This is a genomic window from Erythrobacter oryzae (assembly GCF_030271515.1).
In the GTDB taxonomy this organism is placed as follows: domain Bacteria; phylum Pseudomonadota; class Alphaproteobacteria; order Sphingomonadales; family Sphingomonadaceae; genus Erythrobacter; species Erythrobacter oryzae.
Genome location: NZ_JASCXI010000003.1, coordinates 600,531 through 624,745, shown reverse-complemented (window position 1 = coordinate 624,745; position 24,215 = coordinate 600,531). Strand labels below are relative to the sequence as shown.

Genomic DNA, 24,215 nt, shown 5'->3' with positions numbered 1-24,215 from the left:
CGGCGGTTCTTTGCCTGTTCCTTGACGCGATTACGTTTTTGTGCGGGAACGTCCGGCACGGAGGGCATCATGCACGGCGATGAGGGGCAACTGCACAGCGGCGAGAACGACCGGATCGCCGCGCGCCTTCGCGAAGAACTGGCGCGGCGACGGATCTCGCGCCAGGCGCTCGCCGACATGGCCCGGATCAGCCTTTCGACTCTCGAAAAGGCGCTGTCCGGCAGCCGCCCCTTTTCGCTGGCGACGGTGATCCGGATCGAGGATGTGCTCGGCACACCGCTGCGGTCCGACAGCGCCGAGCATGCCGGTCTGCCGGAACCAGCGCTCTCTCCGGGGCACATGGGTTCCTATGGCCGCCCGGCCGTGCGCTGGATCGAGGGCGCCTATCTGACCTTGCGACCTTCCTTCAGCAAGGAAGGCGCCATCTATTCCTATTGCACCCGGATCTTCTGGGACAGCAAGGGCGCACATCTCGGCTTCAGCGAAAGCGAGCGGGTCGACCGGCCATTTACCCAGACCGGCTTTGTCGCCATGCCCAATTTGTCCGGCCACACCTATCTGGTCACCAGCGAGGAAGGACAATATCGGCTTGTCATGCTGGGGCGGGCAACGCGCGAGCGGCGGATGTTCGGCCTGCTTTCGACGCTCCAGGCAGGGCCGGGATCGCAGCTGTTTCCCGTAGCCTGCCCGATCGCGCTGGTGCCGATCGAACAGGTGGACACGCCCCACTTCGGCGTGCTCGCCGCTGAGCACGAGAGCTACGCGCCCTATCGCCGCATTCTTGACGAAGCCCTCGCAAGCGACTTCTGCCGCTGGTACGCGTGAACTGCCAGCGCCGAAGGTGCTACTGCGCTCCGTCGCCCGCAAGATCGATCGCTTTTTGCAGGTCTTCATCGGCCGCCTCACCGGCGCCGGTCCGTCTGAACAGCAGCGAGCGGAAGTAGTAGCCTCTCGCATCGCCGGGGCTGGACCGAATGGCCCGATCCAAATCCGCCCGGGCGCCGTCCAGATCACCAAGGCGCTGGCGGACAAGCGCGCGATTGAGAAGCGCGTTGGTGGAACCCGGCGCTGCTGCGAGCGCCCGATCGAAAGCCTTCGCAGCATCCCTGTCGTCGCCGCGAAACGACAACGTGAGGCCACGCGCAATCTCTTCAGCGCCAGGCGCTGCGCGAAGCTGCGCCGCACAGATGCGCGCGTTTCTCCGCTCATCGGCAATGGTGCATTCCTGCCACGACCTGATCTGGCGCCCCGTTGCAGAACGCGTGCGATCCCGAGCGGGTTGCGCGGTTCCGGATCGCGACACGCGTGATCCGGTCACGACCAGCGGATCGGCGCGCTCGGCACTCTCCTGACGCGGCGAAGCGCGCGGCGGGGCCGGTGGCTGGACCGCCAGCGGCGCGGCTACGGCAATCGGCGGCGCTGGTGCCTCCGCGCGGTTCTCGGCTGGTGGCGCCACTGCCGGAGGCGCGATCATCGCCTGCGGCGGTGCCGGAGGCGCGGCCGCATCGGCAGGCGCGGCCTCAAACACGGGAGGCGGCGGAACCTCGCCCGGGGCCGGAGGCTCGGCAATGTCGACCGCCGTGATCCGCTCGTTTGCCGGGGGTGATGGCGCTTGAACAAGCGAATCCGGCCCGAAGCGCTGCGTCATGAGCAGCGGAACGGTCACCATCACCACCAGCGCGGCGCTGGCCAGCACCGCAAATTTCGTCCTGTTCGGCGCCGCCGGGGAAGCAGGCGGCATCGCCCCGTCATCGCCATCCGGCTGTGCGTGTGCCTGGTCGAACCGGCGCAGCGCGGCCTCGATCGCCTTGCTGCGCCGGTCGCCATCGGGCGGGGGCGGGTCGGGGAATAACCCGGTCAGGTCATCATTGTCCGCCATCGTATCTCCGACCCGGCACCATCACTCTCCCAATCTTGCCATCGACGCGGCCGATTTGGCACCCCGGACGAGCTGCACGAACTCGGTGCGATAGCCGAACTCGTCGCGGCCCACCGCCGGCGTGACCATTTCGAGGACATCGGCGTAGGTCATCGCCCCGGTGTAACGCCCGCCGCGCAGCAGTTCGGCGAAGGTCGCCACGCCCACCGCGAAGCGCGCATCGCGCGGCGCGGCCTCGAAGCTCGCAACCTCGCGCGAACGGCCAATCGGTGTCGAAAGCAGCTTGCTCACCGATGCATCGGGGCGCTTGTAGCGGATCTTCACGAAGCCGTATTCGTCGGCGGCAGACCCGGCAGCCTTGCGCTGCGCCGCATAGCGAAGCGAACCCAGCGCGCTCGGGCCGCCTACCGGAACGATCTCGTAGAGCGCCGTCACGCTCTGCCCCGAGCCGACCTCGCCCGCATCGACCTTGTCGTTCTCGAAGTCCTCACGCTTCAGCATCCGGGTCTCGTAGCCGACCAGGCGGTATTCGGCGACCGTGGCGGGGTTGAATTCGATCTGGATCTTCACATCCTTGGCGATCGGGAACAGCGTCGAGGTCGCCTCCTCGACCAGCACCTTGCGCGCCTCGCCGACGGTATCGACATAGGCTGCATTGCCATTGCCGTTCTGCGCCAGCGCCTGCATCAGGGCATCGTTGTAATTGCCCATGCCGAAGCCCAGCACCGAGAGGAAAATGCCCTTTTCGCGCTCGCGCTCGACATAGCCCTTGAGCTCTTCGGTGCTGGTGATGCCGACGTTGAAATCGCCGTCGGTGGCAAGGATCACGCGATTGACGCCCTTGGGATCGAGATTGCGCGCGGCCAGGGCATAGGCTTGGCGGATGCCTTCCGCGCCGGCGGTGCTGCCGCCAGAGCCCAGGCTTTCGATGACCGACGCGATACGTGCCTTGTCGCGCACCGGCGTGGGCGGCAGGGCGACACCGGCGCTGCCGGCATAGGTGACGATCGCGATATTGTCTTCGGGGCCCAGCCGCTCCAGCAGCATCAGCAGCGAGCGCTGGACCAGCGGCAGCTTGTTCGGCGCGTTCATCGAGCCCGAGGTGTCGATCAGGAACACGAGGTTCGCGCGCGGCAGGGCGGAGGCCGGCAGCTCGTACCCCTTGATGCCGACCCGCACCATCTTGCGCCCCTTGGTCCACGGGCTCGGGAACACATCCACCGTGGTGCTGAACGGCTGCTCGCGCGAGACGGGTGCGGGGTAATCATAGGCGAAGTAGTTGATCATCTCCTCGGCGCGCACCGCCTGCGGCGTCGGCAGGACGCCTTGGGTGAGCGAGGCGCGCATGAAGCTGTAGGAGGCGGTATCGACATCGATCGAGAAGGTCGAAATCGGCTCCTGCCCTACGGCCTTGAACGTGTTCTGCTCGGCCGAGGGAAATCGGTCGCGTCCCTGATCGTAGTAATACCCCCGCTGTTCATTGAAGACAGGCGGGGAGACGCCAGCGACCCGCGAGCCGGTCACGACGATCGGAGCCGGCGCGATGGCAAGCTGCGGGCTCGCACGGGTTGCCATGTCGGCAGGCGGGGGCGGCACTTCGGCCAAATCGACCGCGGTCGATGCTTCCTCTCTGACAGCGCCGTTGCGCCCCACTTTCTCGTTCGGACCGGCGCAGGCGACCGCCAAGGTGGCCAGCGCAGCCAGCGCGGCCCATCGGGATAGATTCTTCATGCGAGCTCTCCTTCCAGACAGCGGCACAGGAAAAGTGCCGCATGTCCCTGAGAGAGCGCTCGCCGGAAAATCCTTGGCGGCGGCGTGAAATTTTTTCTGAAGGCCCGTCATGGCGCGTCGGTTCCGGTGCCCGACAGGAGCCGCCGGACCTCGTGCATGCGCCAGGAGATTGTCTTCTCGGCCACCCCCAGAACCTCCGACGCCTCGCGGTGCGAGAGCTGCTGCCCCACCACCAGAGCGGCCGTTTCGCGCAGGTCCGGCTTCAGCCGTGCGATCGCGCTTTTCAGCCAGGCGGCATCATAGGCGTCGCGTCCGTCGGAAGCGGAGGAGAACCGGACCATCGTTTCGAGGCCCTGCGCCAGCCGCCTGATCGCGCTGCGGCGCCGATGATGCGCCCGGCACTGATTGACCACGATCGCATAAAGCCAGGTCGAGAACCTGGCGTCGCCGCGGAAATCGCCGATGCGGGCCACCAGCGTGCAGCAGACGTCCTGCGATATGTCGTCCGCGTCAGTGCGGGATCCCGTGATCTGCCAGGCAAGGCGGTGGATGGCGTCGTAATGGCGCTCGAGCAGTGTGCCGAAGGCATCACGGTCGCCCCCCGCAGCGGCCGCCACCAAAGCGCCGTCCGTCTCGCCCTCTGCCGATGTCATGGCCGGCAGATTGCCACCAAAGCGCCGCGCGGCAACGGGAATCTTGCCGTAGTCCGCACCATCGGCCGCATGGCGCAATGACATCGCGATCCAGCGCCGCCAAATGCAGCCGTCTTGCATCTTCTCCGGTCGGCGCCGCAATCACCACCATCGAGGGTTTCGGCTTGCTCGCCGCGCCGGAAGCGGCCTCCGCAGCCGCTTGATGGCACGGAAGGGCAAGTTGCGCTCAAAAGCCGGTCGTCGGGACCGCGATCGTGACCACATCGTCGCCTGCCGCGACGGGCGGGCCGGTGATGCCGTAGAGCGCATAGCCATCGACCGGCGAGACGAGGCGCTCGACCTCGCGGCCGGTGTAGTCGCGGATGATGCCGAGCAACTCTCCCCTGGCAACCGGACGGGGCCTCGGGTCGACCGGGTGATAGAGCCCGGCATGGCTGGCTGAAACGGCAGTTGTCCCGTCGAAAAGACGCGCAGGGCTTGCCGGGTCGCGAAGGCGCGCGTCGATCATGCCGAGGATCGACAGCGCGTTCTCGACACCGGCGACGATGGCCGCGACATGGGCCTCCTCGCGGCTGCCGTTCTGGCCGATCTCGACGAGGATGGTCGGCTTGCCCATCGCCACGCCCTGCCGGTTGAGCGAGCGCCCGCGGTCGATCTGGGCCTGCGTCTCCATGCTGTAGCGCACGATATTGGGAAAGCCGAAGCCCTGCGCCACCCTGAGCGCGAGCGGGAAATCGGTGGCGAGCGGCCCGCCATAGGCACCAACGAAGGCTTCCAGAAATTCTGCCCCGTCGCCGCTGTGCACGTCCATCAGGAAGCTGCTGTGCGCCACCACCTCGCGCGCGATTCTGTCGGCGATGCGCTGGGTCTGGGTGCCGCCGGGATCGCCGGGAAAGACGCGGTTCAGGTTCTTGCGGTCGACCGGGTTGACGTTGGGCGAGCGTCCCTCGAAGGCCGGGATATTGGCGACCCGCACGATCACCAGCGTGCCCTTGATCCGCGCCGGATCGACCCGCTCGGCGAGCCGCTCGGCGGCGAGGATCGAGGCGAATTCGAAGCCGTGGACGCCGGCTACCATCGCCAGCACCGGGCCGGGCTCGGTGCCGTGAATGACGGTCAGCGGAATGAAGGTCTCCCCGTCACGACCGGCGGGCACGATGATCCGGACATCCGCGCGCGTGCCGGGCGCAATGCGCTGGCCGGCGATGGCGAAGGGCTCCGGCGGCGCAGCAACGAGGGCCTGAGCGGTCAGCAGCAGCAGGGCGGCAATGAGGCTTCGCAAAAGGGTCATCGCGGCGGCTGATAGCGAGGCAGTTTTTCAAACGCGAGCGGATCGTAGGGCGGATCGCGGAACAGGAGCGGATAGTGGAACGCCCGCAGTTCGGCATGGAAAGCGCGCACCCGGTCTTCATAGCCGATCATCGCCTGCGTGTCCGTGCCGGCCAGCCGCTCGAACCCGCGCTCGACCAGCGAGGCGGGGGAGAGGAACGCCGCGATCCCCGCCGCCCTGTCGCGCGCCAGCCGTCCTTCGCGATAGGCGCGGACGATCGGCTCGGCCTGCATGTCGCCAACCTGCTGGAAGGCGTAGTACCATTTCCATTCGAATGGCTTGTCGACCGTGCCATGCGCGCGCCACTCGGGGTGGCGGGCGAGGAAGGGCTCCATCGTCGCCGCCTTGGGCTTGTCCCACGCATCGTTCACCGCCTCGCGCTGGAGCATGAGGATCTCGGCCCCGTCGGGCACGGGATGGCTGGCTTCGATCGCGGTCTTGGCGACTGCGGGGAGGATCAGGGCAAGCGCAAGCCAGATCCCGACGAGCGCGGCGAGCAGGGCTGCGGGGGTGCCGGGACGCCGCCCCACCGCCTCGACGATCAGCCACCATACGAGCAAGGCGCCCAGCACCAGCCCGCTGGCCGCCAGCACCTGAAGGGCCGGAGCACCTTCGACCAGCGCCCCCGCCCAGAAGGGCAACAGCAGCGCCAGCGCCAGCGCGGCAAAACGCATCCCTGCGCGCGGCAACCACAGCCGGAGCGCCCGCCCGGCAGTCGCCACCAGCAGATCGTGGCGACCGGCCACCCGCTCGCCCGCGCGCAGATCATGCAGCAGCAGGATCAGCAGCAGCGGTGCGACCGTGGCGGCGAGGAAGGCGAAATCGAAGCGGCCGATGAGGCCGAAATCGGCGTTTCTGGTGTCCGCCTCGTGGATCTGGCCTTCGAGCGCCAGCATCCGCACGCGGTGCAGCCACGGCGCGGTGTCGCGCTGCCCGAGTGCGGCAAAGGCGAGCTTCGAGGGTGGGGCATAGGTCAGATGGAAGGCGTCGTAGGCAGCATCGCCCCAGGCGTCATACTTGGAAATCGCATTCGCCCGGTCTTTTGCATCCTCTTCAAGCAGTACGGCGATGGTCGCGCGCTGATCGCGCACTTCGGCGATGCCGAAGCCGGTCGCCGCGGCCGAGAGCAGCAGGGCGAGCGCGATCCACACCATCGCGCCGCGATCGCGCAGCATGAACCGCGCCTCGCGCAGAAGTGCAGTCATGGCCGCAGTCTCCGTGCCCCGGCCACGATCGCGCCGCCGAGCAACACCAGCCAGCCGAGCAGCATCGCCAGCGGCAAGGCGGCCCGCGCGGCGCGCGCGGCGGCGGGATCGGGGACGAAGCGGAAGTCATCCAGCAGCCTCCAGGCCGCAGCATTGACCCGGGTGCGCTTCTCCGCCTCCGGGTCTGCACTGCGCTTGGCATCGTCGGCGAAGGTCAGCTTGGTGGCGTGCAGATCGTTGAGGCCCTGCACGAAATCGAACCGCAGCGCCTCGGCCTCGCGCAGGAAGCGGTGGTGCGTGGCAAGGTCCGTCCCCGCCAGCGTGCGCGAGGCCGCCCCGACTGCCAGCGTGGGCGAGGCGAAGCCGAACAGCGTCACGATCCGTGACTGTTCGGCCTCCTGTGCCATGCGCTTTTCGGCGTATTGGTTCATGAGGTCGGTGAGCTTCTTTTCGGAATAGCCCGCCACCACCCCGCGCCAGTTCATCGGCAGCTCTTCGACCTTTTCGGCGCCATATTGTTCGAGCACCTGCTTCTGCAGCGCCGCGAAGGCGGGGTCCGCGGCATTGTGCCCGTCGCCCAGCTTGCGCTGCTCGGCCAGCATCACGAGATCGCTCTCGATCTTGCCCGGCGCGTCGATCGCGGCGCTCCCGGCATTGATCCCGAGGCGCGGCACCACCAGCGCGGTCAGCAGCCAGACGAAGATCAGCACGCCAAGCGCCACGCTGCGCTGGCGCACCCAGAGCGAGACCGCGAGGATTAGCGCGGCCCAAACGGCAAGGTAGAGCCCGTAGCCCGCGACCATCAGCGCCGCCGTCAGCGCAGGCTCGCCCCGGGCGGCGCCATAGGCGGCGAGCGCCGTCACCGGCAGCAGAAACGCGCCCACCACCCCCGCCAGCGCCAGCGCCTTGCCTCCGGCGAGCGTGAGCGCCGATTGCCCCTGCGCCAGCAACACCGCCAGCGTCCCGCTCTCGCGTTCGCGCAGCAGCACGCCGTGGCCGATGATGATGAGCAGGAGCGGCAGCAGCAGCTGGTAGATGTTCGCGGGCGTCAGGCCAGCGAAACCACCGAGGTCCGCGCCCGCGCGGGCGTCGGCGAACATCGCGGTGTTCTGGCGATGGCCCTCGAGAAAGATCGATTGCCCCGTCACCGCGTCCACCCCGGGATCGAAGGCGGCCAGCGGCGGGGGCGTGCGGAAGGCGTAGTGGCCGTAATGGACCATGCGGTGCGGATGGCGGTCGGGCTGAGCGAGGAAGGTCGCCTCGGCGCTCGCCTGCCGCGCGGCGCGGGCCTCGGCTTCGTCAGCGACGCGCAGGGCGGTGAGCGCGCTGGTGACGACCAGCAGCACCGCGACGATCACCCCCGCCAGCAGCACCACGCGCGAGCGCGCCCACAGCCGCCATTCCTCGCGGGCAATGCTCAAACCCGCGCTCATGCCGCCTCGCGCGCGGCGAAAGCGGCGTGGACGGTTTCGGTGTCGATCCGCTCGCCGGCCGCAGCCTCGAAGCTGCCCACAAGCCGTCCGCCGCGCAGCAAACCCACGCGGTCCGCCACCTGACACGCGCCATAGACATCATGCGTCACCATCAGCACGCTGCGCCCCGCATCGGCGAGGCCTTTAAGCATGTCGTGGAATTCGTCGATCGCCACCGGATCGAGGCCCGAGGTCGGCTCGTCGAGCAGCAGGATCGGCGTATCGCGCAGCAGGGCGAGCGCAATCGCGGTCTTCTGGCGCATCCCCTTGGAATAGGACTGCATCCGCCGCCCCCGCGCCTCGCGCGGCAGAGCGACCTGATCGAGGGCTTCGTCCATCGCCGCCCGGCTCACCTTGCGTGCCGCAAGATCGAGGAAGTAGCCGAGGTTCTCATAGGCATCGAGGTGCCCGTAGAGCGAGGCCGCCTCGGGCAGATAGGCGATGGCGCTGCGCGCGCCGTCGACATCCTCTGCCACCGCCCGCCCGTTCACCAGCACGCTCCCGCACGAAGGCGCGAGGAAGCCGAGGAAGGTCAGCAGCGTCGTCGATTTGCCCGCGCCGTTGCCGCCGAGCAGGGCATAGATCTCGCCCGGCGCGACGGTGAAGGATACGTCCTCGAGCACTGTGGTGCCGTCACGCACCAGCGACAGCGAGCGGGCTTCGAGCGCGGGGATCATGCAGGCGGTCTCCGAGGTGGTCAGAAGGCGAAGCTGCCGGTCACCCGCACATTGCGCGGGGTGCCGGGCTGGACCCAGAGCTGCGAGAAGGAATTGGCATACCAGGTGGTGTCGAACAGATTGTCGATATCCACCCGAAGCCGGACGCCTTCGGTCAGCTCGGTCTCGGCAAACAGCCGTGCGAGGGTGTAATCGGGCAGCTCGAAGGCGGTGCCGACTTCGCCCAGCCGCTCGCCCACATGCTGCACCCCGCCGCCCAGACGCAGGTCGCGATCCGCTATGCGGGTCGAATAGGCGAGCTGTACGTTGAGGGTGTGCTCGGGCACGTTGAGCAGCCGGTCCCCGGCGCGGATCAGCTTGCCGAAGTCCGGGTCCGCGACCTCGGCCCGGGTCTCGGCGTCGACATAGGCATAGGACACCCACAGATCGAGCCCCTCGGCGATCTCGCCCTCGAGGTCGAATTCGAACCCGCGGCTGCGCGCTTCGCCCGCCGCGATGGTGAAGCCGGCATTGGCCGGATCGGCGACAAGAATGTTGCTCTGGTTGATGCTGAAGACACTGGCGGTGGCGGTCAGCCGTCCGTTCGCGCTGGCATACTTGATCCCGCCCTCGAGGCTTTCGGACTGGTTGGGATCGAAGGGATTGCCCGCGAAATCCGCGCCCGAGAGCGGGCGGAAGTTCTCGCCATAGGTGGCATAGACCGACAATTGCGGCGTCGCGCGCCACACTGCGCCGACCTGCGGGCTGAAACGACTTTCGCCCGCCTGCCTGACCCGGCCATTGGCGCGGTTGGTGAGGCGCTGGTCATAATCGTCATAGCGCCCGCCGACCCGCAGTTCGAAGGCCTCGGACAAGCCGATCTGGTATTGCGCATAAAGACCGGTCGCTTTCTGCACCTCGACCTGATCGGTCAGCGGCGTGAGGGTCGCGAGCGGAAAGCGGCCATAGACGGGCGCGAAGATGTCGATCGCCTGGAGCTGCTGTTCGGTCGGATTGCTCGCCAGCGTCGGCCCGCGGGCGCGCAGGAACACCTGATCGTTCTCGAACCGGTCGGTATCGGCACCGATCAGCACGCGGTGGGTGATCTCGCCGGTGGTGAAGTTGCCCGCCAGTTCGGCGCGGGCGACGAAATAGGTCGCATCATAATCGCGCAGGCGGCGCTGACGGGTGAGCGTGCGCCCGTCACGCAAGAGGCGCTGGCGGCTGGCGGTCAGCTCGGCCTCGGTCGAGGTGCCCAGCAGCGAGGTATCGCGGTAGTTGACGCCAACCAGCGCGCTCCAGCTGTCGGAGAAATTGTGCTGGATTTCCAGCTGATGGCCCAGCACCTCGGCCACATTCGGCCCCTCGCCCGGTTCGCCAAGGAAGCGGCTGCGCGGGATCAGGCCCAGTTCGCCATTGATCGCCACCACGCCGCGATCGAAGGGGATTTCCTGACGGGCATATTCGAGCTCGTAGACGATGCGGGTCGCATCCCCCAGCTTGACCGCGACCGAGGGCATGACGCCGAGCCGCTCGGTCTCGACCGTGTCACGGAAGCTGCCTGCATCCTCGTAGAAGCCGACAAACCGCACGCCGACGGCATCGCCCAGCGTGGTCTGGAGGTCGGCATCGGCGCGCCAGGTGTCGAAAGAGCCGCCCAGCAGGCGAATCTCGCCTGCGCTATCGAACTTGGGCCGCTTGGTGACGAGGTTGATCGTGCCCCCCGGCTCACCGCGCCCGAACAGGGCCGCGCGCGGGCCCTTGAGGATTTCCACCGCCTCGATCCCCGAAAGGTCGCGGGGCCCGGCAAAACCGCGCCCGGCGTTGAAGCCGTTCACGAGGTAGTTGCTCGGCAGATTCTCGTCACCGACGAAGCCGCGCACGGCAAAGGCGTTCCACAGCCCGCCGAAGTTGTTCTGCCGCGCGACCGAGGCCGAAAGGCTCAGCGCCGCGTTGAGATCGAGCGCGTTGATGTCGCGCAGCTGCTGCGGGCCGATGACCTGCTCCGCCTGCGGCACCTCCAGCGGCTCGAACTCGCCGCGGTAGGCAGGGCGGGTCGCGGTGATGACGATCTCGCCCCTGGGCTCGGCTTCGGCGGCGGCCTCTGCGACAACTTCAGCCGCAAGCGGCATAGGCGGGGCGAGGAACGAGGCGCCGGACAGGCACCCGGCAAGAACGGCACGATAGCTTGGCATTGGCGATCCGATTGAGAGAGGTTGCCCCAAATGGCCGCCAAGCGCACGGGGTGCTCGAGGCAGCCAATGTTATGTTGTCACATCTCTCTATCGAGCCAATCCGGGGTCGTCAATGGCCGTTCGGGCTGCGCGCTATCCTCGCCCGGACAGGCCCGACAGACCGAGCGGCGCATAGTCGCCGATGGCAAGCTGCTCGAATACGCCCATGCCGGCCTCGCCGTCCGGCCCCTCGACACGGCAGAGCATCTGCACATGAAGATTGTCGGGCCGCGCGGGGTCTATGTCGGCAAGGAGGATGTCCTCGCGCTCGGTCTCGAGCAGGCCGTGGTCGAGGCCGTGGCCCCAGCGCGGTGAGGTGTAGCCGAGGCCGCGCATCTGGAACCGGCTCAAGGGATGCAGCGTGAACTGCTCATCGCCCACGGCAAGTGTGCTGGTGGCAGGCCAGCGGGTGGCAGGTGCTAGCTGCGTGGTCATCCGCGGCACATCGATCTCGGTAAAGCCGTCCGCCCCGCTGCCATCGGGAACGATCACGGCACGGGTGTTCCATGCGGTGCCGTCAGCATGGGCGTTGAGGTGGTAGAACAGGCTGCGGGCCGGCAGGTTGATCGGCGTCCATTGCCAGAAGAACTGCGGAACGCCGCCCTGGAACTGCGGATCGGCGGCCCCGATCGGGCGCACGCCCCAGCTGCGGTCGCGGGTGCCCATGCTTCCGGCCGGCAGCGCCTCGCGCGCGCCGTCGACGGCAATCCAGCCGTGGTAATGCCCGTTCTGGGTGAGGCGGGTGTAATCCATGATCGTGCGCGCGCCGATGCGCCAGGTGAAGCGCGGCTCGGCGATGGGCCGGGCGCGCCCGGTGAAGGTGATGTCGGCGGCGATCCCTTCTCCGTCGACGATCACGCGCAGGCTCTGCAGGGGCTCGATCACTTCGATCCGGATCGGGCCGCAGGACAGCTCCATCCGCTCCATGCCGAGCCTGCGGCTGGCGTGCAGGCAATGCTGGACCCCGCCGCGCACCACGCAGAAATGCGCGTCTGCCACATCGAGGTGGGGGTAGACCCCGAAGGCTGCCGCGAAGAAGCTGCTGCCATCGGGCGCATAGCCGTTGAAGAAATAGCGATCGTAGAAATTCCGGTCCGTGCCCGAAAAGGCGATCGGGTCAGGCGTCTGGTGGATCGGATAATCATCGCCCCGGCTCAGAACCATTCTCTATCCCCTTTTCATCAGATCGAGACTGCGATGCTCCAGCGCCAGCGCGCAGGCGCCGCGGGCCATCGACAGGAAGTTGGCATCGCCGCGCTCGGTGCGGACCACGAAGGCGCTGCTGAACACGGCCGTCGAAACCCCGTGGAGCGCGCCGAGCACGTAATCGTCCCAGATCGCGTCCACGGTCACGGGAACGCCGCGGGCGGTCATTTCGTCGCAGTAGAGTTCCAGCAGCTCGCGCTCGTGCGCGCGGCGCAGCGCATCGCCGATCCCGCAGCCGAGAAAATAGCCGACATCGGTCAGCCCGTTGCCGACCGTGAGCGTCTGCCAGTCGAGCACGGCGATCGGCTCCTGCCCGCCGCGGATATCGAACAGCACATTGTCGAGCCGGAAATCGCCATGGACGAGGCTCGTCGCGGTGTGCGCGCGCTCGGTCGCGACGGTGATCTCGGCCAGTTCCTCGCACAGCGCCATGAATTCGGGCTCGAGCGCATCGCGGTAGCGGTCGCGGAAGATCGCCTGGGCCTGCGGGTAGAGCGCCTTGACGCGCGCGGCGGCGGCCGGATCGGGCTGGAGCCAGTCGCGCCCGAGGATCGCCTCGTTCTGCCAGCTCGGTGCATGCAGCGCCGCCGCCTGAGCGACCACCGCGCGGGCATCGGCGAGCGAGCATCCGGCAATCTGGTTGCCGCCGCGTGCCGGGCCGAGGTCCTCGAACAGCAGGCAGAAGCGCGACCCGTCCGCGGCGATCTCGGCAAGGAGTGTCTTCGGCGTGCGGATCGGCAGGTTGGGGGCCAGTTCGCGGTAGAAGTGCACTTCCCTGGCATAGAGGCCCAGCATTATGGCCGTGCCGCGACTGGTGGGATCGGCCGCGGCAAACTTGCCCGCCAGCGTGACCGGCTGTGCCTCACCCGGGAAATCGAGCGTGAAACGCACGCTGTCGCCCACCTGCCCCGTGCCGATCGGCTCCCACCGCCATCGGTCGGGCACGCGCCCCAGCGCGGCCACCCACCACTCCGGCGTGAAGTCGTCCGGATGCGCCGGAAATTCGTCCATTCTGCCCTCTCCCGCTTCAGCGATAGGCATGGCAGACGCGCGGTGCAACGCCCGTGCCGCCTCCCCGTCACTGACGAGGCGCGGCCCGGACAGCACCCGCTGTGGATGAGGGCGCCCCCTACCCTCCGGCAAGCGCCCTGAACTGCTCGGCGACGGGCGCGAACATCTGGCCCATCATGCTGCCGACCGGCGCCGAGGCGGTGGCCATCGAGCCGGCTATGATCGGCGGCTCGGGCGCATATTCGGCCTGAAGCACCAGCGCCTCGGCATAGTCGCGGCCGCGCAGCTGCTCGGTGAGGGCAATGGCGAAGTCGAGACCTGCCGAAACGCCCGCGCCGGTCAGGATGTTGCCGTCCTTCACCACCCGCTGATTGACCGGGATCGCGCCGAAATCCGCCAGCACCGGGAAGGTCGCCCAGTGCGATGTCGCGCACCTGCCCTTGAGCAGCCCCGCCTTGCCGAGGATCATCGAGCCCGTGCACACGCTGGTGATGTGCTTGGCGCGCGAGGCGCGGTCCTTGACCCAGGCCATCACCCGTTCGGAGCGCATCACGTCCATCGTCCCCTTGGTGCCACCCGGAAAGAACAGCACGTCGAGGTCGGCGGGGGAGTCCTCCAGCGTCACCGTCGGCGAGATGGCAAGGCCGAGGTCGGAGGCGACCGGAGCGAGGTCGGCTCCCGTCGTCACCAGATGCACCTTCGCGCCGAACAGGCAGGCAAAGAAGTAATGCGGCCCCACAAGGTCAAGCGCGGTGAAGCCGGGGTAGAGCAGCATCGCGATCTGTTCGTTCCTGAACAGGTTCTCGCCGAACAGCTCCTGCATCGACTGCTGGTGCGCGGCCATCGCCTGCTGTTCCTCAAGGCTGGGCGATCCGGCGGCGGGGGTGTGGCCTGCATGTTGCGCCATTGCCTTTTCGAGCGCGATATAGGGGGTGAGCAGCGCAGCCCCAGTAATGCCGCCCAAGAGGGCGCGTCTGTCGAGTGTCATGGGTCTTTCTCCTCTCAGAAGCCGAAGCCGAGCGTCACGAAGGCCGAACGCGGATTGCCGGGGCGCACGACGTCCTGTGCGAAGTATTGGTAAGGCACGAAGTAGTCCGCTCCGAACAGGTTATCGATCCTGAGGCCGATGCGGATACCGCCGATCTCGTAGCTCGCCTGCGCATCGGCGACGACATAGCCATCGACCTCGGCGCCGTTGGGCAGCGCGATCACGCTGTCGCTGGCGGCGGTCAGCCCTGCGCCGAGTTCCAGCCCCTTCACGCTCCCGTCGAAGAAGCGGTATCGCGCCGCGATCCGCCCGCGATGGTCGGGCACGCGCGGCAGGCGGCTGCCGACCGGGATCACCGTGTCGGCGGTGACGCGGGCATCGCTGTAGCCATAGCTCGCCAGCAGCGAGAAGGCGGGGGAGGGTTCGTAGATCACATCGGCCTCGATCCCCTCGCTGCGCTGCGCGCCGGTCTGGATCGAGGTGAAGAAAGTGCCCGGATCGGGCGTGGGCACATTGGTGCGGTCGAGCCGGAAAGCGGCGATGGTGCCCGACAGGCCGGTGTCGGCAAGCGCGAACTTGACCCCGCCCTCCCAGCTTTCCGAGCGCTCGGGCACGGGGCTGGTGGTGCCGTTGAAGAAGATCGAGAGGCGCGATCCGGTGGCATAGCCCGCGAACAGGCTGACGCCCTCGGTGACGTCGAAGGTGACGCCGAGGCGCGGGTCCCATTCGTGGTAGACCTCGTCATTGGTCCCGCCGACGAACTCGGTGAGGCTAAGCCGCGAATAGCGCAGCGAGGCCAGCACGTGGAGGCGGCCCGCGATGGTCAGCTGGTCCTGCACGTAGGCCGCGAGCGTTTCGTAGCGGTTGGTGTTGAAGCCGGAGAGCGCGGGGACGGGGAAGAAGTCGAAGTCCGAGGCCGGGTTGGCGTAGTCGAAGGGCACAACGTTGACGAGATCGAAGCCGATCGCCGCGTTGTAATCCGCCCGGTCCCACTGCACCCCGCCGAGCACCACGTGGCTGATGGCTCCGGTGGAGAATTCCGCGGTCAGCGAGCCGTCGACCGTCCATTCGTCGATGCTCGCGGGCAGCTGCGCGCGGATCTGCGGGCAGGAGGTGGCGTTCAGCCCCGATGCTGCGCCGCAGGGGAAGAAGGCGAGGAAGGGCGAGGTGGCGAACTCGCGAAAATCGTTCTCGTAGCGGCGGCCACGCAGATTGAAGGTCAGGCCTTCACTCAAGCGCTGGGTCCATTCCACCTGCGCGGTGAGGTTCTCGACCTCGGTCTCGGGCGCGTTGGTCGCGCCGGTGAAGCGCTCGGGGTCGACGCGCGGGTCGTCCATGAAGATTGCCGGAAGCCCTGCGTATTCGAGTTGGGCGATGCGGGTGAAGGTGAAGCGCCCGACGATTTCGGTGTTCTCCGAAGGCGCGAACCGCACGGAAGGCGCGATGAGCAGGCGTTCGATCTCCACGACGTCGATATTGTCCTCGGAGGACTGATATTCGGCGACCACACGGGCCGAGAGGCTGTCGGTCAGCGCCGCGCCAGCGTCGGCGGCGACGGCGTAGGTCTCGAAGCTCCCCGCCCGCACCCGGCCATCGAGGAAGGTCTCGCCATTGGCGGTCTTCGACACAAGATTGATGAGCCCGCCCACCGGCGATCCGATCCCGCCGCCGAACAGCGTCGCGGTCGGCCCCTTGGCGACCTCGATGCGCTCGACATTCCACAGGCTGCCCGGATCGATCACCGCGGTGTCACCATAGCCGATGAGGCCGTCGGTGAAGATCTCGGCCTCGAACCCGCGCACGATCGGGTTGACCAGCACGATCTCGGACGGGAGCGATGGCACCACGCCCGAGACATTGCGCAGCGCTTCGTCGAGCGTGACGAGTTCCTGGTCCTTGATCAGCTCGGAGGTGATGACCTGAATCGACTGCGGCACTTCAATGAGCGGGACAGGCGTGCGGGTGATGCTGGCCTCGTCGGCGGCGTAGCTGTCGCGGGTGCCGGTGACGATGATGTTGCCGGGTGTCCAGCCGCCGGTTTCGGGCGAGGGTGCTTCCTCCTGCGCAAAGGCAGGGGTGGCGAGCGAGGTTGCCGCCAGCAGGGCGGCAAGCGAGATGCGGTTCATTGCAGGTGTGTCCTTGATTGAAAGAGAGGTTTCAGCCCACCAGCCGCTTGAGCTTGGCGAGGGCGCTGGGATTGGTTTCGTCGTAGGCGATGATCGACTGGAGCTTGCCCGAAGCGTCCATCAGGTAGACGCTGGCGGTGTGGTCGATGGTGTAGTCGCCGCCCCCGGTCGGGACCTTCTCGTAGAAGGCGCGGTAGGCCTTGACCGCCGCATCGACCTCCTTGTCGGTGCCGGTCAGACCGAGGATCGGGGTGCCGAACAGCGCGACATAGCGGCCGATGTCCTCGGGGCTGTCATAGCCCGGATCGACCGAGACAAAGACGATCCGGAACCTGTCGCCGTCCTTGCCCAATTGCTTCCTCAACTGCGCCATGCGTGACAGCGTGGTCGGGCAGACGTCGGGGCAGCGGGTGAAGCCGAAGAAGATCGCGAAGGGCTTGCCCTTCAGGGTCTGGTCGGTCACCCGCGCGCCATCGGGCGCGGTCAGCGCGAAGGGGCCGCCGATGAGGTCGGCATAGCTCGCCTGATCACTCGGCGGCGGCGAGCGGTCGGGGGCGAGCATGGCGAAAAGGCCGATGCCTACCGCCAGCACTACCACCCCCCACAGCACGAGACGCAGAGTCTTCAGCCCCTCGGCCTGCCGCTGCGGCGAGACGTCCTCTTCCAGTTCGGGGAAGGGATCAGCCATGGGGCTTGCCCTCCTCGCCGTGCTTCATTTCGGGCGCCATCGCGCCTGCGGGCTTGACGATAAGCTGGGTCTCGAGCGTGCCAGCGCCCGCGAAGGTCAACATCAGCGGGACGGTGTCGCCCGCCTTCAAGGGCTGCTTCAAATCCATCAGCATGACGTGGAAGCTGCCCGGCTTGAGCGTGACTTCGCCGCCTGAGGGAATGTCCAGCCCGTCCTCGAGCTGGCGCATCCGCATCACCCCGCCGTCCATGCTGACCGTGTGGATCTCGACCCGGCCCGCAACCGGCGTGCTGCCGCCCGTCAACCGGTCGGCGGCGGTGCCGGTGTTGGCGATGGTCATGAACGCGCCGCCCGCGTTCTGGCCTTCGGCGGTCTCGCGCGACCAGGGTTCGGTGACGGCGATGATGCTGGCGGCCGTCTCGGCAGCGGCGGGGGTTTCGGGAGCCGCGTCACAGGCGGCAAGGCAAAGCGCGCTGCCAAGGGCAGCTGCGGCCGCAAGGCGGCGCGCGCGGAAAAGCGAACGGATCATGGGAAAGGCACTCCGACAGCCCGCCGCGCCACGAGGGCGCAGGTGCGGGCTTACCGACACAAGGGGTTCAGCGTGTCAGGCGGAGAGCGGCGGCCCGCGCAGTTGCGGCCGCAGGAAGGGAAGCGCGCGCCGGGGCAGCGCGGGGAGCGGGGCGAGCCCGATCAGGAGGATGAAGGCCAGCGCCGCAACCAGCAGCAGCGGGTCGGCCCCGCCGAGCGCAGAATGGCCAAGGCCGGAAAAAGCGCAATGCGTTGCCGCCGCGCCAGCATCGGAATGGTCGCCGCCGCCATCCTGCTTGCCCGGTAGAGCGATCTGCATCTGCTTCGGCGTCCCGCTCGCATCCGAGCAGATCGTCACCGTCAGGAAGCGGTCGCCGCCGGCCGAGAGCATGAACCCCGTCGGCACCACCGCCTTCACCGCCAGCGCAAGCGCCAGCAGCACCAGCGTCAGCCGGGCATGGTCACGGATGAGGGCGCTGAGGCAGGTCATCGGCCCGGCCTCCTAGCGCCTCGCGCCGCGCGTGTCACGATGCCGCGTGGCATTGCGGCGAGACTCCTAATCCCCCGCAAAGTCCCCCGGCGTGCCCTGATGCGGGGCCTGGTGCGTCGCCCAGTCGGCCTTGCCCGGCGGCGGGGCGGGCGCGCCTGAGGGGCCTGCGGGCTCGCTCGGCTCTCCGGTGCGCAGGCGGTGCAGGTGGACCTTGGCGATCATGTTAGCCGCAATCGGCGCGGTGACGAACAGGAACACCGAGATCAGCAGCTCGTGCGTGGTCCAAACCCCCTTGCCCAGCTGGAACCACACCACCGAGGCGACCAGCATCGCCCCCATCCCGAGCGTGCTCGCCTTGGTCGGGCCGTGGAGCCGCTCCATCAGCGAAGGCAGTCGCACCAGCCCCCAGCTGCCGACCAGCGCGAAGCCCGCGCCCAGCACGATCAGTGCGGCGGTGAGGAGCTCGGCGAAGGAAGCGGTCCCGCTCATTCGATGATGTCCCCCCGCAGGCAGAACTTGGCGTAGGCGGCCGTGCCGACGAAGCCCACCATGGCGAGCAGCAGCGCCGCCTCGAACGAGGTGCCGTTGCCGCCCGCGATCCCTGCCAGCACGATGAGGCCGATGACGTTGATCACCATCGTGTCGAGCGCAAGGATGCGGTCGGTCACGCCCGGGCCCCGCACCAGCCGCCACAGGTTCATCGCCAGTGCCACGCCCAATGCCGCGAAGCCGAAGGCGAGCGCCCCCTCGAGCACCCCAAACGTCATGGGAAGATCTCCTTCAGCCGCGCCTCGTAGCGCGCCTTGACCTTGGCGACCTCGGCAGCCGGATCGGGGGCGTGGAGCGCGTGGACGAGGAGGTATTGCCCGCAAGCCGAGACATCGGCCGAGACCGTGCCGGGCGTGAGGCTGATGGTGCCGGCAAAGACCGTGATCGCCTCGGGGGAGGAGAGCTCGAGCGGGACCGTCAGCCATGCGGGGCGCAGGTCGCGGGTGGGCTTGAACAGGATGATCGCGGCGACCTGAAAGTTGGCCACCACGATGTCCCACAGCACGAGCCCGGCATAGGCAAGCGCGGGCAAGAACCGGACCCGCGGGCGGCCCGGCCACCAGGGCGCGGTGAAGATCGGCACCGCCACCCCGACCACAAGGCCGAGGAACAGCGTGCCGAAGGTGAGGTCGTTCACCATCACCATCCACATCGTCACCAGCAGCGCGGTGAGGCCGGGATGCGGGAGCAGGCGGCGGATCATCGCGGGCCCTCCGTCAGCACGGCGGCCGCGCTTTGGGCGGGCGCAAGCACCTGCGCGGCGGCGGCATCGGCATAGGCGCTCGCGAGGCCTGCGCCTGCCGAGAGCGCTGCGAGGCACGCGAGCGCCAGCGCGGGGGCGAGCAGATCGCGGCGGGTCTCGGGCGCGGGCGGGGTCTCGCAGGCCTCGTTCGTTTTCCAGAACACCGCGCTGCCGGTGCGGGCAAAGCCGATCACGCCGATGAAGGTCGTGCCGAGGATCACCCCCCACGCCCAGCCCCAGTTCGGCAGCGCCGCCGCCGATTGCAGGATCAGCAGCTTGCCGATGAAGCCCGAGAGCGGCGGCAGGCCGGTGGTGGCGATCGCGGCGGCCATGAACATGAGCGCGACTGTCCCGCGTCCGCCGAAGGCCGGGCCGGGGCTCGCGGTGTCTCCGAAACTCCCGCGCCGCCGCGCCACCACGTCGGCAACGAGGAACAACGCCGCGCCTGCGAGGGTCGAATGGACGAGGTAGTAGAGCCCCGCGCCAAGGCTCGCCCCGCTCCACCCGGCGACTGCGATCAGCAGGGTGCCGGTCGAGCCGACGATGGCGTAGGCGGCCTGCTCGGAGAGGCTGCGCGCGACGAACACGCCCGCAAAGCCGACGCAGGCACTCACCAGCGCGGCGGGCCACAGCCACGGCGCGGGCGCGAAGGCCGCCGCCCCCGCGCCCTCGCCGAACACCTGCGGCACCACGCGGATCAGCGAATAGACGCCGACCTTGGTCATGATCGCGAACAGCGCCGCCACCGCCGGGGTCGCGGCGGCATAGGTGCGCGGCAGCCAGAGGTGGAGCGGCACGACCGCCGCCTTCAATGCAAAGACGGATCCCAGCAGCAGCGCGGCGATCCGCAGCAGGCCCTGGTCGGCCGGCGCGACCTCGCGCACTCTCAGCCCCATGTCGGCCATGTTGAGCGTGCCGGTCAGCGCATAGAGCATCCCCAGTGCGATCAGGAACAGCGCCGATCCGACGAGGTTCACCACCACATATTGCACCCCCGCCTTCAGCCGTGCGGGGCCCTGCCCGTGGAGCATCAGCCCGTAGGAGGCGATCAGCAGCACCTCGAAGAACACGAAGAGGTTGAACAGGTCGCCGGTCAGGAAGGCGCCGTTGAGGCCCATCAGCTGGAACTGGAACAGCGGGTGGAAATGCCAGCCCTTGCCGTCGGCGCGGGTGACGACGGCATGGAGCAGCACGATCAGCGCCAGCACAGCGGTCAGCACCAGCATCAGCGCCGCGAGCCGGTCGGCGACCAGCACGATCCCGAAGGGCGCGGGCCAGTCGCCGAGGGCATAGGCGAGGATCGTCCCCCCGCTCACCCGTGCCATCAGCAGGAGCGCGACAGCAAGCTGCGCGAGCGCCGCGGCAAAGCCGATCCCCACTGCCAGCGCGCGGCGGCGGCGCATCAGCAGCAGCGCAAAGGGCGCGGCGAGCGCGGGGATCGCGACCGGCAGGATCGGGAGATGATCGGCGAGGCTCACGGCTCTGCGCCCTCCCCGTCCGCCAGACCATCCTGCGCGTCGCACGGCACCGTGTCGCCATCGACATGGTCGCTGCCGGTCTCGAGGAAGCTCCTCAGCGCGAGGATCACCACGAAGGCGGTCATGCCGAAGGTGATGACGATCGCGGTCAGCACCAGCGCCTGCGGGAGCGGGTCGGTGTATTCCGCAACCGACTTGTCCCAGATCGGCGGGCGGTTCAGGACCAGCCGGCCGCTGGCGAAGAGGAACAGGTTCACCGCATAGGAGATCAGCGTCAGGCCCAGCACCACCTGAAAGGTGCGCGCCCGCAAGGCGAGGTAGATCCCGCCCGCGACCAGCACCCCGATGGCGGAGGCGACGAGGAATTCGTAGCTCATGGCTCACCCTCCCCGGACGCCGCCGCGCGGGCGGCGCGGGTGGCGACGTGGCTCAGCTGCGCCAGCGCCAGCATCACCGCGCCGAGCACGGTCAGGAACACGCCGGTATCGAACAGCATCGCGCTCGCCAGCTCGAACTTGCCGATCAGCGGCAGGCTGAAATAGTCGAACCAGCTGGTGAGGAACGGCGCGCCCAGCACCATCGCGCCAAGGCCAGTCGCCATCGCCACCAGCACGCCCCAGCCGATCAGGTTGTGCTCGCCGAAGGGCTTCCTCGCGTCCGACCAGTCGAAGCCGGCGGCGAGATACTGGACGAGGAAGGCGATCGCCACCACCAGCGCGGCGATGAAGCCGCCGCCCGGCTGGTTGTGGCCGCGCAGGAACAGGTAGATCCCTACCGCCAGCGTCAGCGGCAGGATGATCCGGCTGGCGGCCACCAGCATCATCGGATGACGCTCGGGCGAGTGCGGCATGTCCTCGCGCCACGCCCTGAGCCGCGCGCCCGACGCGCCCTTGCCCGCGGTGTCGAGCAGCGCGAAAATGCCCAGCCCCGCGATCCCCAGCACGATGATCTCGCCGAGCGTATCATAGGCGCGGAAATCGACGAGAATGACGTTGACGACATTGGTTCCCCCGCCCCCCGGCTTGGCGTTGGCCAAGTGAAAGGCCGCGATGCTCGGCCCCGGATCGCGGGTCAGCATCGCCCAGGCAATTCCGCCGACCAGCACGCCCCCGGCAAGGGCGATGGCGGCATCGCGGGTCTTGCGCGCGGCGCTCGAGATTACCGGCGGCTTCTTGGGCAGCAGGTTGAGCGCCAGCAGCATCAGCAGCACCGTCACCGCCTCGACCGAGATCTGCGTCAGCGCGAGATCGGGGGCGGAGAGCACCGCGAAGGCGAGGCTGACCACCAGTCCGATGACGCTGACATAGACCAGCGCGCGCAGGCGGTTATGCGATTCCAGCGCAACAGCGAGTGTGGCCGCGATCAGCAGGGCCCATGCGGCGATGGCGGGGAGGTTCGCCGGCAGCGCTGCCCGCGTGCCGGTCAGCACCCCGCCGCCGGTCAGCGCACCCTCGATCACCAGCAGGATCGTGACCGCAAAACTCGCCAGCAGCATGCGCTGGAGCGAGGGCGTGTGGGTGGCGACAATCGCCTTGCGCGTCCAGCGGTCGGCGAGGGCGAGCGTCGTCTCGAACATCCGCTTGGCATCGGGCAGCGGCGTCCGCTCCCACAGCGCGAGGAGACCGGCGTGCCGCCACAACAGTACCGCACCGCCCGCGACCGCGATCATGCTAAGGACCAGCGCGAGATTGACCCCGTGCCACAGGCCGAGCTCTACTTGCGGCGGCGCGCTGCCCGTGACCGCGCCGGTGACCGCGCTCACCAACGGCGCGGCGAGGAGCATGGGCGCCAGGCCCAGCAGCACCGCCAGCGCGGTCAGCAGCGCGGGCGCGGCCCACATGGCAGGCGACGGATCATGCGCGCGCGCGAAAGGCCCGGCCTCGCGCGGCTTTCCGGCGAAGAGGTGCACGGCAAAGCGCAGCGAATAGGCAACCGAGAAGGTGGCGCCGATGGTCGCCAGCACCGGGAGCAGCCACGGCAGGCCCGCCAGCACCAGCTTGGGGGTCTGGTAGAGCATCAGCTCCTTGGAAATGAACCCGCCGAGCGGGGGCAGCCCCGCCATCGAGGCGGCGGCCAGCGTCGCGATCCCGGCGGTGACCGGCATCGCCTTGGCGAGCCCGCCGAGGCGGCGGATGTCGCGCGTGCCGGTCTCGTGCTCGACGATCCCGGCGCTCATGAACAGCGCGGCCTTGAAGGCGGCGTGGTTGAGAATGTGCAGCACCGCCGCCAGCGCCGCGGCCTCGAGGCTGAAGCCGAGCAGCATCACCAGCATCCCGAGCTGCGAGATCGTCGAATAGGCGAGGATGCTCTTCAGATCATGCCGGAACAGCGCCACGCCCGCCCCGAGGATCATCGTGACGAGGCCGACGCTGGTAACGGTCACAGTATAGAGCTCGGTCCCCGCCAGCACCGGCCACAGCCGCGCGAGCAGGAACACGCCCGCCTTCACCATCGTCGCCGAGTGCAGATAGGCGCTCACCGGGGTCGGCGCGGCCATCGCGTGAGGGAGCCAGAAGTGGAACGGGAACTGCGCCGACTTGGTGAAGCAGCCCAGCAGGATCAGCCCCAGCATCAGCGGGTAGAGCGGCGATGCGCGCACCATGTCGCCGCGCGCGAGGATCGTGGCAAGATCGAAGCTCCCCGCGATCAGGCCGAGCAGCACCATCCCGCCGATCAGCGCGAGGCCCCCGCCCGCCGTCACCGCCAGCGCCATGCGCGCGCCCTGGCGGGCTTCGGCCTTGTGCTGCCAGAAGCCGATCAGGAGGAAGGAGGCAAGGCTGGTCAGCTCCCAGAACACCAGCAGCAGCAGCACATTGCCCGCGATCACGATCCCCAGCATCGCGCCCTGGAACAGCATCAGGCTGGCGAAGAAGCGCCCCGTATCCTCGCCCGCGTAGAGGTAGGAATGGGCGAAGATCACCACCAGCAGGCCGATGCCGAGAATCAGCAGGCCGAACATCCAGCCCAGCGGATCGACCATCAGCGTCAGATCGAGGCCGAGCGATGGCACCCAGTCCCACCGCGCGAAGGGCGCGTCTCCGCCCAGCGCGGGTGCGGCAAGGCTCGCCAGCAGCGCGAGACCCGCCGCGCTCGCACCGCCCGCCAGCCCCGAATGCACCACGCGCGGCGCGCCATGCAGCAGCGCGATGGCAAGCGCGGCGGCAAAGGGAAGCAGGGCCAGCGTCAGAAGCGTCATGGCGGTGGCCATCGGCGGCGTCTCGGGTCCTTCGGGTTACAGGCGCGCGAAGC

Annotated in this window: 22 protein-coding genes; 1 reads left to right on the top strand and 21 read right to left on the bottom strand. The window is 68.4% G+C overall.

Annotated features, from left to right (window positions below; translation table 11 throughout):
• Positions 1 to 69 precede the first annotated feature (69 nt).
• Positions 70 to 825: a helix-turn-helix domain-containing protein gene (locus tag PFX90_RS11955; RefSeq protein ID WP_285712702.1), complete on the top strand. Its 756-nt coding sequence runs from the start codon at positions 70 to 72 to the stop codon at positions 823 to 825.
• 19 nt (positions 826 to 844) lie between these two features.
• Here the strand turns inward: PFX90_RS11955 and PFX90_RS11950 are convergent, their stop codons facing one another.
• From PFX90_RS11950 to PFX90_RS11850, 21 genes are all read right to left on the bottom strand, one after another.
• Positions 845 to 1,879 carry a tetratricopeptide repeat protein gene (locus PFX90_RS11950; RefSeq protein WP_285712700.1) on the bottom strand — a complete coding sequence of 345 codons (1,035 nt, stop codon included), beginning with the start codon at positions 1,877 to 1,879 and terminating at the stop codon, positions 845 to 847.
• A 21-nt stretch (positions 1,880 to 1,900) separates the two neighbouring features.
• Complete coding sequence (locus PFX90_RS11945; RefSeq protein ID WP_285712699.1) at positions 1,901 to 3,610, bottom strand: vWA domain-containing protein; 1,710 nt, start codon at positions 3,608 to 3,610, stop codon at positions 1,901 to 1,903.
• Positions 3,611 to 3,717: 107 nt separating this feature from the next.
• The gene (locus PFX90_RS11940; protein WP_285712698.1) at positions 3,718 to 4,383 is read right to left on the bottom strand and encodes an RNA polymerase sigma factor; all 666 of its coding nucleotides are present in this window, start codon (positions 4,381 to 4,383) and stop codon (positions 3,718 to 3,720) included.
• 106 nt (positions 4,384 to 4,489) lie between these two features.
• Positions 4,490 to 5,554 carry a M14 family metallopeptidase gene (locus tag PFX90_RS11935; RefSeq protein WP_285712697.1) on the bottom strand — a complete coding sequence of 355 codons (1,065 nt, stop codon included), beginning with the start codon at positions 5,552 to 5,554 and terminating at the stop codon, positions 4,490 to 4,492.
• Positions 5,551 to 6,798 (bottom strand): DUF3526 domain-containing protein, encoded by a 1,248-nt coding sequence (locus PFX90_RS11930; RefSeq protein ID WP_285712696.1) that lies wholly within the window; start codon positions 6,796 to 6,798, stop codon positions 5,551 to 5,553. Before PFX90_RS11930 ends, PFX90_RS11935 begins: the two co-directional genes overlap by 4 nt.
• Entirely contained in the window at positions 6,795 to 8,231 is a 1,437-nt protein-coding gene (locus PFX90_RS11925) for an ABC transporter permease (RefSeq protein ID WP_285712695.1), read from the bottom strand. The genes PFX90_RS11930 and PFX90_RS11925 overlap by 4 nt, the downstream gene beginning before the upstream one ends.
• Positions 8,228 to 8,947, bottom strand: a complete 720-nt coding sequence (locus PFX90_RS11920) for an ABC transporter ATP-binding protein (protein WP_285712694.1) — start codon at positions 8,945 to 8,947, stop codon at positions 8,228 to 8,230. Before PFX90_RS11920 ends, PFX90_RS11925 begins: the two co-directional genes overlap by 4 nt.
• Positions 8,948 to 8,967: 20 nt before the next feature.
• Positions 8,968 to 11,121, bottom strand: a complete 2,154-nt coding sequence (locus PFX90_RS11915) for a TonB-dependent siderophore receptor (RefSeq protein ID WP_285712693.1) — start codon at positions 11,119 to 11,121, stop codon at positions 8,968 to 8,970.
• 132 nt (positions 11,122 to 11,253) lie between these two features.
• A complete protein-coding gene (locus PFX90_RS11910) occupies positions 11,254 to 12,324 on the bottom strand; it encodes an Rv3169 family protein (protein WP_285712692.1) in 1,071 nt (356 codons plus the stop codon).
• Positions 12,325 to 12,327: 3 nt separating this feature from the next.
• The gene (locus tag PFX90_RS11905; RefSeq protein ID WP_285712690.1) at positions 12,328 to 13,377 is read right to left on the bottom strand and encodes a phosphotransferase; all 1,050 of its coding nucleotides are present in this window, start codon (positions 13,375 to 13,377) and stop codon (positions 12,328 to 12,330) included.
• Positions 13,378 to 13,495: 118 nt separating this feature from the next.
• A complete protein-coding gene (locus PFX90_RS11900) occupies positions 13,496 to 14,365 on the bottom strand; it encodes a DJ-1/PfpI family protein (protein ID WP_285712689.1) in 870 nt (289 codons plus the stop codon).
• A gap of 14 nt (positions 14,366 to 14,379) precedes the next feature.
• Positions 14,380 to 16,491: a TonB-dependent siderophore receptor gene (locus PFX90_RS11895; RefSeq protein ID WP_285712688.1), complete on the bottom strand. Its 2,112-nt coding sequence runs from the start codon at positions 16,489 to 16,491 to the stop codon at positions 14,380 to 14,382.
• Between the two features lie 31 nt (positions 16,492 to 16,522).
• Positions 16,523 to 17,179 carry an SCO family protein gene (locus PFX90_RS11890; RefSeq protein WP_285712687.1) on the bottom strand — a complete coding sequence of 219 codons (657 nt, stop codon included), beginning with the start codon at positions 17,177 to 17,179 and terminating at the stop codon, positions 16,523 to 16,525.
• A complete protein-coding gene (locus tag PFX90_RS11885) occupies positions 17,172 to 17,708 on the bottom strand; it encodes a copper chaperone PCu(A)C (protein WP_285712686.1) in 537 nt (178 codons plus the stop codon). Before PFX90_RS11885 ends, PFX90_RS11890 begins: the two co-directional genes overlap by 8 nt.
• 75 nt (positions 17,709 to 17,783) lie before the next feature.
• Complete coding sequence (locus tag PFX90_RS11880) at positions 17,784 to 18,197, bottom strand: DUF2946 family protein (RefSeq protein WP_285712683.1); 414 nt, start codon at positions 18,195 to 18,197, stop codon at positions 17,784 to 17,786.
• 66 nt (positions 18,198 to 18,263) lie between these two features.
• Entirely contained in the window at positions 18,264 to 18,686 is a 423-nt protein-coding gene (locus PFX90_RS11875; protein WP_285712681.1) for a Na+/H+ antiporter subunit G, read from the bottom strand.
• Positions 18,683 to 18,964, bottom strand: coding sequence for a K+/H+ antiporter subunit F (locus PFX90_RS11870; protein ID WP_285712680.1), 282 nt, complete (start codon positions 18,962 to 18,964; stop codon positions 18,683 to 18,685). Before PFX90_RS11870 ends, PFX90_RS11875 begins: the two co-directional genes overlap by 4 nt.
• Positions 18,961 to 19,449 (bottom strand): Na+/H+ antiporter subunit E, encoded by a 489-nt coding sequence (locus tag PFX90_RS11865; protein WP_285712679.1) that lies wholly within the window; start codon positions 19,447 to 19,449, stop codon positions 18,961 to 18,963. The genes PFX90_RS11870 and PFX90_RS11865 overlap by 4 nt, the downstream gene beginning before the upstream one ends.
• Positions 19,446 to 20,966 (bottom strand): monovalent cation/H+ antiporter subunit D, encoded by a 1,521-nt coding sequence (locus PFX90_RS11860; RefSeq protein ID WP_285712678.1) that lies wholly within the window; start codon positions 20,964 to 20,966, stop codon positions 19,446 to 19,448. Before PFX90_RS11860 ends, PFX90_RS11865 begins: the two co-directional genes overlap by 4 nt.
• Positions 20,963 to 21,343 carry a Na+/H+ antiporter subunit C gene (locus PFX90_RS11855; protein WP_285712677.1) on the bottom strand — a complete coding sequence of 127 codons (381 nt, stop codon included), beginning with the start codon at positions 21,341 to 21,343 and terminating at the stop codon, positions 20,963 to 20,965. The genes PFX90_RS11860 and PFX90_RS11855 overlap by 4 nt, the downstream gene beginning before the upstream one ends.
• Positions 21,340 to 24,174, bottom strand: coding sequence for a monovalent cation/H+ antiporter subunit A (locus PFX90_RS11850; protein ID WP_285712676.1), 2,835 nt, complete (start codon positions 24,172 to 24,174; stop codon positions 21,340 to 21,342). The genes PFX90_RS11855 and PFX90_RS11850 overlap by 4 nt, the downstream gene beginning before the upstream one ends.
• Positions 24,175 to 24,215 lie beyond the last annotated feature (41 nt).